The sequence below is a fragment of the uncultured Mailhella sp. genome (assembly GCF_905187505.1).
GTDB lineage: Bacteria > Desulfobacterota > Desulfovibrionia > Desulfovibrionales > Desulfovibrionaceae > Mailhella.
On record NZ_CAJJIC010000097.1, the window covers coordinates 1 to 8,831 of the forward strand.

At 62.8% G+C, this 8,831-nt stretch carries 7 protein-coding genes; all 7 read right to left on the reverse strand.

Features of this window, described 5'->3' with window-relative positions; genetic code table 11:
- Positions 1-998, reverse strand: a 998-nt coding sequence (locus tag QZZ60_RS08735) for a radical SAM protein (protein WP_295640567.1), incomplete at its 3' end; no start/stop codon positions are given.
- Between the two features lies 1 nt (position 999).
- Positions 1,000-1,464, reverse strand: a complete 465-nt coding sequence (locus QZZ60_RS08740) for a DVU_1555 family C-GCAxxG-C-C protein (protein WP_295640569.1) — start codon at positions 1,462-1,464, stop codon at positions 1,000-1,002.
- A gap of 183 nt (positions 1,465-1,647) precedes the next feature.
- Positions 1,648-2,385: a DVU_1556 family methyltransferase gene (gene trsM / locus QZZ60_RS08745; protein ID WP_295640571.1), complete on the reverse strand. Its 738-nt coding sequence runs from the start codon at positions 2,383-2,385 to the stop codon at positions 1,648-1,650.
- A complete protein-coding gene (locus QZZ60_RS08750) occupies positions 2,386-2,601 on the reverse strand; it encodes a DVU_1557 family redox protein (protein WP_295640573.1) in 216 nt (71 codons plus the stop codon). It abuts the gene before it with no gap.
- 33 nt (positions 2,602-2,634) lie between these two features.
- Positions 2,635-4,971, reverse strand: a complete 2,337-nt coding sequence (locus tag QZZ60_RS08755; protein WP_295640575.1) for a pyridine nucleotide-disulfide oxidoreductase/dicluster-binding protein — start codon at positions 4,969-4,971, stop codon at positions 2,635-2,637.
- Between the two features lie 103 nt (positions 4,972-5,074).
- The gene (locus QZZ60_RS08760) at positions 5,075-7,813 is read right to left on the reverse strand and encodes a molybdopterin-dependent aldehyde oxidoreductase (RefSeq protein WP_295640577.1); all 2,739 of its coding nucleotides are present in this window, start codon (positions 7,811-7,813) and stop codon (positions 5,075-5,077) included.
- A gap of 80 nt (positions 7,814-7,893) precedes the next feature.
- A partial coding sequence (locus QZZ60_RS08765; protein WP_295640579.1) for a molybdopterin-binding protein occupies positions 7,894-8,831 on the reverse strand: 938 nt, incomplete at its 5' end.

An 8,831-nucleotide genomic window follows, 5' to 3' on the forward strand; every position in this document is an offset into this window, starting at 1 on the left:
GTTCCGTCGCTTTTTCTGCCGTATACGGCGCTGAAGGAGCAGAGAGGATGCTCGCAGGACGGCGCATGAAAATGTTCCGCCTTCACCAGACCGTCGCTCTGACGTTCCAGATCTGCCATGAGCTCGGGCAGCGTGATGCGTGGAGCTTCGCCCATGTCCCACGGAAAGCGTCCGAAGGAGGACACGGGCTGAAAGTGCAGGCCCCGAACGTGGCTGCCCAGCGAAAGGGCGAAGCGGAGCAGGGCTCCTGCCTGATGATCGTTGACGCCGCGCACCAGCGTGCACACCAGCACCACGCCGAGCCCGGCCCGGCCGCAGGCGTCGATGGCCGCCTGTTTCAGCGCCAGGCAGTCGCGCCCTCGCAGCGTGCGGAAAACATCGTCGCTCACGCCGTCGAACTGAAGGTACACGGAGTCGAGTCCCGCTTTCCGGAGTCTTTCGGCGTAGCCTTCCTCCTTGCCGAGGCGCAGCCCGTTGCTGTTCACCTGCACGAGGGAAAAACCGCGGTCCCTGGCCATGCGCACGATGACGGGCAGATCGTCTCGCTCCGTGGGCTCGCCGCCGGAGAGCTGTACGTTGCAGGGGCCGGAGGCGCGAGACAGGGTGTCGAGCTGTGCGGCGATGTCCTCCAGAGACGGATCTTCCGAGGCGCTTCCCGCGCGGGCATAGCATACGGGGCAGCCGAGAGAACAGCGCATGGTCACTTCGATGAGGCCCGTGCAGGTGTGCTGCACGTGTTCCGGACACAGTCCGCAGTCGAAGGGACAGCCCTTCTCGACGCCTGTTGCGGGATGCGCGGGATAGGCGGGAATCCGCGCTCCCTGCCGCCAGATTTTAAAGGAAGGCGTGCCTTCGCCCTGCTTCCAGGCGGGAACCTGAAAGGGACCGTGTTCCGGGCACGTCTTGCGAAGAAAGACCGTATCCCCTTCAAGGTGATAGCCCGCGTCCACGAGTCTCAGACAGACGGGACACAGGCTCTGTGTCTGGGCAAGCAGCATGTCAGCTCCTTGCGCCTTCAAGGTCGTAGGACTCATAAATGTCCAGAATCTTTTCCCAGCATTCCGCAAGAAGGTCGCCGCAGAGCTCCATGGGGGGCATGCCGCCCTCGGGAAGTGTCTCGCCGGATGCCGCGGCAAGACCGGAGGAAACGTTTTCGCAGCCCGTTCCGCCGAACGCTCCCGTTCTTTCCATGAACCATGTCGCGTATTCGTTGGTCATGGCGTCGATCATGGGATGAGGTTCTTCTTCATTTCTGCTGGAAAGCCATGCCAGCACGGCCGCGCCGCCCGTAAGCAGGCCGCAGGGACCGCCTGACTGGCCTATGCCGTGGCACAGTCCGCGCATGGCGCACATGAGGGCGGCATCTTCCGTGTCGTCAAGCTGCCTTGCAAGGGCCAGCAGCAGCTGAGCGCAGCAGTATCCCTTGCGCACATAGGGGAGAAGGTCCAGTAAGAGGGCATTCATGCGGAACTCCTTGAAAGATTGATGAGCGGAGGCGTTTTGTCGCGCGGCGTTATTTGGGTTTCTGGCGTCGGCAGAAAAGCGACCGGTTCTGCGATGAGGGAACGGTTTCCGCAGGCCGTGGGCCGGAGGGCTCGTGCTTGCGGCCGGCAAAGGTCCTGCGGAATGCCGGGATTCCTTTCTGGCTCAGATCTTTGGAACGTGAGTTGCGGGCGCGGCTATCCACAGACCGTATCCGTAACGCGCTCTTCCGGGTCGGAGGGAATCGCAGGCACAGCTTCCCGTCAGGCGCTTATCGCCTTTTGCGTCGTTTTTTCCGCGCAGCAGAGTGCAGAGGCTTTCGTCTCCGTACCAGAGCAGGCGGGCGGCCAGCTCCTTCAGACTTGCAGTATGATCCTCAAAATGAAGCAGGGCAAGGCCGCTTTGTTCAAGCAGAGCTTCAAGTTCCTGTCTTGTGCGCGCTCCGGCGAGGCATGACGATCCGGGGGGAGGTCCGGCGGCTGTCGAAGACTCGGAGCGGACGTAGAGGTCGGAGAGCACGAGCCGTCCTTCCGGTCGCAGAATGCGGGCAAAGCGCTCCAGCGCAGCACCGGCATCCGGCAGAAGGGAAAGCACGCATTCGCACAGAATGCCGTCGAACGACGCGTCGGGAAAGGGCGGATTTTCGGCGTCCGCCTGCACGAAGGGAAAGTCCTCCTCAAGCGTCCGTTCCCGGTCGAGCCCCGTGCCGTTCAGGTCGAGAGAGCGCAAAAGAGCAAGACTGGCCCCCTGTCCGCAGCCCACGTCCAGGATGTCGGAGCCCGGGGCGAAGGCGCATAGTTCGAGGGCGTGAAGCGTAAGTGCCGTGCCTCCGGGACGCCAGGTGTCGCCCGCAATGCGCTGAAACGCTTGTGAGGCGTACAGGGGAACGCTTGTCTTGTCCATCTACTTGTCTTCCAGCAGGGCTTCCACTTCCGCCATCTTGCCTTCCGCCAGAGATTGGGGAATGAGCGTCAGCCCGCAGGAAGGGCAGCGGGGAAGAATGACGTCGAAGGCACTGTGCATGTAGAGCGCCTGCACCTTGATCTGCTCAAGCGGCACATGACACTTGGCGCATACCCAGTCGCCGTCGTCGGTCGTGAAGTTCGGTTCCAGAGCCATACAATACCTCGTGTTGCTGTGAAAAAGGCGCGTCTACGCGTGCACCCTGTCTTCCAGAATGACTTTTTCCGCGGGCTGGATGGCGCCGGCCACCACCATGCGGTGGCACCAGGCCTTGATCAGCGTGAAGCTGCCGTCGTCATCGGCGGCGTATTCCACCCAGAAAGTCACGTTGCGCGGTCTCCACGAGCCGAGAATGTGTCCGTTTTCCCTGTTGATGAACTTGGCGCCGGTATTCTCTATGCCCGCAATGGCCGTCACCACGTCCTGACGAAGGATGTAGCGGCGTTCCATGGACTGCCGAACCTCTTCGGGTATGCGCAGGCGTATGGGTTCCTCATCGTACCGGACTGCGGGCGTTTCCCCGAGAAATTCCTCAAGTGCCGCTTCCTTCAGTGCCGCGCGTCCGGCGCGACGGGCGGAAAGACCGGGGGCCGTGGCCTCGGCATGACCTTCCTGCGCCGTCTGGGGAAGGATGTCGAAAAGATGCCAGCTTTCCGTTTCCGCGGCAAAGCGGTCGTGGCACATGATGCAGGAGGTGAGCACGGGAAGGGAGAATTCTCCGGCACGCTTTTTCGCCATGGCATCCGCCACGTCGGGCTGTGCGTTCCACACCAGTCCGCCGTAGCCGCAGCAGGCGCTTTCCGCGCCGGTGCGCTTCGGTTCTTCCACACGGATGCCCGCCTTGACGGCAAGGGAGCGGACGGCTCGCTGCCATTCGGTGTCGAAGCGGGCTCCGCAGGGATCCTGCACGCACATGCCTTCAGGCGCGGCGCTTTTGAAGGGCTCGGGCATGAGAGCGTCGAGCCTGGACCACAGCGGGGTGATCACGGCTTCGGGCAGCGCCTTTTTCAGGGCCGTCATGCATGAAGAGCAGGCTGCAAGAATTTCCGGCCTGCCGCAGGACTCCCAGTCGCTGCGCAGGGTCCGGGCGTGCTCGTTGAAGAGTTCTTCCCGCCCTCCCCAGTAAGCCGGAATGCCGCAGCATGAGCTGTAGAGGGATGCTCCGCCCGGCAGCTTCTCGCGAAGATACCGGTACATGGCGAGCACCTGGCCGGGACGCGAGGCAGCAAGCTGACAGCCGGGGAAGAACATGGTCGCGGCGTGTCCGCCCGCAGCGGCAAGAGCCGGGTCTTCCAGCAGAAATGCGCTTTCCGGGCCGCTTGCCTGGGCCATGTCCTCAAGTGCGAATTCGTGAGCCGAGGCGGGCATGACGTCGCGCTCCACGGCGTCGCGCCGGGATTCAAGGCACAGGTCCGCCATGGAAAAATGCTCGGGGCAGATGACCTCGCACTGGCCGCACAGGGCGCAGCCGTTCATGATGACGTTGGCCGTGCGCGTGCCGCGCACGACGGAGGCGTTGTTGTAGAGCTTGCGCGCATAGATGCGGGGAAATTCCTTATATTTCTGCAGGAAGGGACATTCCTTCACGCACTGCATGCAGGAGCAGCGTATGCAGCGGTCCGCTTCCCGGCGCGCTTCCTCTTCCGTGTAGGCGTTTCCTTCGGGGACGACGCGGGGCAGAGGCGCTATGCCTTCGAGCGGCGTGTGCAGCCGGTTCTCGCGGTTTTCTCCCTCACGCGCGGCCACAAGGGACACGCCCGTCATGATGCGCTGAAGCGTGATGCCCGCACGGCGGCCTTCTCCGGCCTGAGAGGAAGCCGAAGCGTAGTGTGCACCCGTGGGCGTGACGCTCGGCCATCCGCCGCAGCAGACATTGTCCTTCCAGAGCAGTGTTGAAGCATCGATGTCACCGCTCGGGGGGACGAAGGGACAGACCGAGGCATCCACGAAAACGGCCGCATATTCTTCGGTGCAGCGGGCGAGAAGGGCCTCGTCGAGATCGGCCGAAACAAAGGCGACATGAAATTTTTCCAGAGCCCGCAGCTCCTCGGCAAGCACGGAGTCCTCAAGGCCGGGAAAGGCGGCGCGCAGCGTATCTTCGATCCCGCCTTCATGAAGGACGGTGACGGCAAAGCCCTTGTGGGAAATATCGAAGGCCGCGACAAGTCCGGCGAGGCCTGCGCCGAGCACGGCCAGCTTCTGAGCCTTCGGGGGACGGATGAGCGGCCTTGTCTGAGAGGGGACCGCCTTCATGCAGAACTTTTCCAGTGAGGAAACGGCAAGGCCTCCGCCGAGATCGCGCCGGAGGCAGGCGTTTTCACAGGGATGATCGCACAGGGAGCACATGATGCCGGGCAGGGGCAGATGGCGTTCCAGAATCTTGCGGGCGTCGCGCACTTTGCCCGCGGCCAGACATTCGAGAAAGGCGCGCACGTCCATGTCCAGCGGACAGGCGGTGCGGCAGCGGGGCGCGGCTTCCTGTGTGCAGCGGGCCTCGATGGCATGCAGTTGGCTTTGTTCCAGCACGGCGGTACCTCAGAAAAAAGAACAGACTGCCGGACAGGGTCCGGGCAGAAAAGGACGGGGCCGGAGAAGGCGCGCTTCCCCGGCCCCGGAAGACAGGTTCAGGTTACTTGGCGGCCTTTTCCTTCAGACCGGCGAGCACCTTTTCAGGGTAGGCCGGCAGGTGCGTGATGCGCACGCCGCAGGCGTTGTAGATGGCGTTGATGATGGCCGGATGCGGGCCGCACAGCGGGATTTCGCCCGTGCCGGAGGCTCCGAAGGGACCGTCGGGACGCTTGCTCTCAACATAGATGATCTGCATGTTGTCCGGGATGTCCTTGGGATAGGGGATGCCGGCGCCGAGCATGGTGCTGTGCTTCTTGATGTCCTCGTAGTCTTCGGAGAGGGCGAGACCGATGCCCTGAGCGAGACCGCCCCAGATCTGACCGTCAGTGATGAGCTTGTTCACCACGGTGCCGATGTCGGCCACCATGGTCATCTTTTCGACCTTGGTCTTGCCGGTGGTCACGTCCACGGCGACTTCGGCCATGAACAGACCGTACATGTAGCAGGCGAAGGGATCGCCCTGGCAGTTTTCGCCGCAGCCCTGCACGGGAGCGGTCCACTTGCCGTCCTGATGCACGTCGCGGCCTTCGGCCTTCATTTCCTCATAGGTGTAGAAGCCGCCTTCGGGCTTGCGCATGGCTTCAACGAGCTGTTCGCAGGCCACGCGGATGGCGTTGCCGGTCATCACCTGAGAACGGGAGCCGCCGGCGGGGCCGGAGTTCGGGGTCTTGCTGGTGTCGTTGAGCACGAGACGGATGTCGTCCACCTTGATGCCCAGAGGACGCAGGGCTTCATGAGCGGTGCACTGAGCGCCGGAATCCGCGCCCTGACCGTGGTCTTCCCACGAGCAGCCGATGGTCACGGTGCCGTCGGGATTGAGTTCCGCCCAGGCTTCCGAGGAGTCGGGACCGTCAAGGCCTGCGCCGTACACGGCAAGGGCGAGGCCCACGCCGCGCTTCACGGTATCGGTGGAGGCTTCCTTGGCGTGCTTCTTGGCCTCTTCGTACAGAGGACGCAGCTTGTCGAACATCTCGGGCAGGCTCAGCACTTCGGGCTTCTGACCGGTAGGCGTGGTGTCGCCCTCACGGTAGCAGTTGATGTAGCGCAGATCAAAGGGATCCATGCCCAGCTTTTCCGCAAGTTCGTCCATGAGCACTTCGGAGGGGAATTCCGCTTCGGGGCCGCCGTAGCCGCGGAAGGCCGCGCCCCAGGCGTGGTTGGTGGCCACGGTGCGGCCGTTGCCGCGGATGTTCGGAATGCCGTAGCCTGCGCCGATGAACTGTGCGCCGCGCAGGGTGAGCAGGTCGCCGAATTCGGAATAGGGACCGTGGTCGCAGGTCCAGTCGGTTTCCATGGCCTTCAGCTTGCCGGTCTTCTTGTCGGCGGCCATGCGCACGGTGGTCCAGAAGGGCGAGCGCTTGCCGGTGTACTGCTGCTGCTGTTCATAGTTGTAGCGCAGGTGGCAGGGGCGTCCGGTGGCCATGACGGCCACGCCGATGAGCGCTTCCATGGTGGGGCTGAACTTGTAGCCGAAGGTGCCGCCGGTGGTGTTCTGCACGAGCACCAGATCCTTGGGGAATTCCAGACCGAGACCGGGGGCGATCATGAGGGCGTGCAGGTGCAGGCCGATGGACTTGGAGTGGATGACCACCTGACCCTTGTCGTTGATGTAGCCGTAGCCGACATCGGGTTCGATGTTGAGGTGAGGCTGGCGCTGGGTGTAGAAGCTGTCTTCCACCCAGACGTTCTCGGGATCGTCGAAGAAGGGAGCGGTATCTTCGCCCTTTTCGATGTGGGGTTCATAGTAGATGTTCGGGGTTCCGGGATGGATTTCGATGGCGTCGGGAGCCATGGCCGAAGGAGCGTCCATGTACTCGGGCAGAAGCTCAAGGTCGAACTTCACCTTTTCGGCGGCAGCGCGGGCATGACATTCGGTATCGGCGCACACGATGGCGAGAGCGTCGCCGTACTGGAACACCTTGGTGTCGTTCAGAATGGGACGGTCCCAGCCGTCGCCCTTGTTGTCGGGGAAGGTGATGAGGCCGGTGATGCGGTTCTTGCCCTTGACGTCCTTGTGGGTGAGAACGCGGAACACGCCGGGCATCTTCTCGGCTTCGGAGGTGTCGATGCCCTTGATGTTGGCATGGGACACCTTGGCCTGGGCGAGAGCCAGATGCAGAGTGTTTGCGGGCATGTGCACGGCGGCGTCGGCGCCGAATTCGGCGGTGCCGGTCACCTTGGCCACGGCGCTGGGACGAGGCTTGGTGGAGCCGAGGTGATGGCCTTCGGCGGGTTCCTTGTAGCGGATCTCCTCAATGTCCTTGTCTCCGCGCATGACGGCGGCAGCGTCCATGACCGCGTTGATGATCGGAATGTAGCCCGTGCAGCGGCAGACGTTGCGGTTCTTCTGGAACCATTCACGCACTTCTTCTCTGGTGGGAGAGGGATTCTCAAGAAGCAGGGCATAGGCCGCCACGATGAAGCCGGGCGTGCAGAAGCCGCACTGGGCTGCGCCATGGAAAATCCACGCTTCCTGGAGCGGATGCAGATGCTCGGGAGTTCCGATGCCTTCCAGAGTGATGATCGTGGCGTCATCGGGCACGCGCTTCATCTTCAGCACGCAGGTACGCGTGAGCTTGCCGTTGAGAATGACACTGCAGGCGCCGCAGTGACCCTTTTCGCAGCCCAGCTTCACGCTGGTGAGCTGCAGCTGGTCGCGCAGGACGTTGGCAAGCGAATCTTCCGCATTGACAAGCACCTGACGACGTATGCCGTTGACAAGAAGGGATTTGATGAACATGGGCAGCTCCTTGTAAGAGGAATCCAGAGGAGGGGCGGCCGCGGAAGCGGGACGCCCGAATGCGGGCCGATTCGGGAAGACTAGTTTTTGCCGAAGGCGCAGTTGGGATAGCGGCAGTCGCCGCAGCCTGCGCAGTAGCCTCCGTGGCCGAGAGCCACAATGTCTTCCCGGGTCACGGGAATGCCGGCCAGAAGACGCGGAACCACGAGGTCGAAGATGCTTGCCCTGTGGTACATCACGCAGCCGGGAAGTCCCAGTACCGGAATGTTGTCGATATAGGCCAGAAGGAACATGGCTCCGGGGAAGGTGGGAGCGCCGTAGGTGACCACACGTCCTCCCGCGGCACGGATGGCGGCGGGAGTGCGGTCGTCGGGATCCACGGACATTCCGCCCGTGCAGACCACCATGTCCGCGCCCTTCGCGATGAAGTCGCGGATGCCCTGCACCGTCATTTCTATGGAGTCGTCGGAAAAGCTCTGTCCGATGACGGTGCTTCCAAGGCCTTCAAATTTTTGTCTGAGAACGGGGCCGAAGGCGTCCTTGATGCGCCCGGAATAGACCTCGTTGCCCGTGGTGACCATGCCCACGCGGAAGGGACGGAAGGGGAGAACCTCGATCACGGGGGCGGTGACCGCCTGTTCAAGCGCGGCGATCTTTTCTTCTTCGATGAGCAGCGGAATGATGCGCGTGCCGCCGACGGCCTGTCCCTTCTTCACTTCCTGCATGGTGTGAAGCGTGGCGAGCACGATTTCCGGGAAGGCGTTCACTTCGGCAAGGGCGGGAACGTCCACGCGCAGAAGACCGTGTTCGGCGGCAAGAAAATTGATGCGTCCTTCCTTGATGTCGGAAAAGACGATGTTCTGCCCCGCCACGGCGTTGCCTATGCGTGTCGCGGCGTCGTTTTCATGCACCTGCCCGGGCGCAGGCTCGTACACGTAGAGATTTTCCTTGCCGACGCTGAGAAGAACGGGGATGTCTTCTTCCCGGACGACGTGTCCCTTGCGGAATACGGGACCCT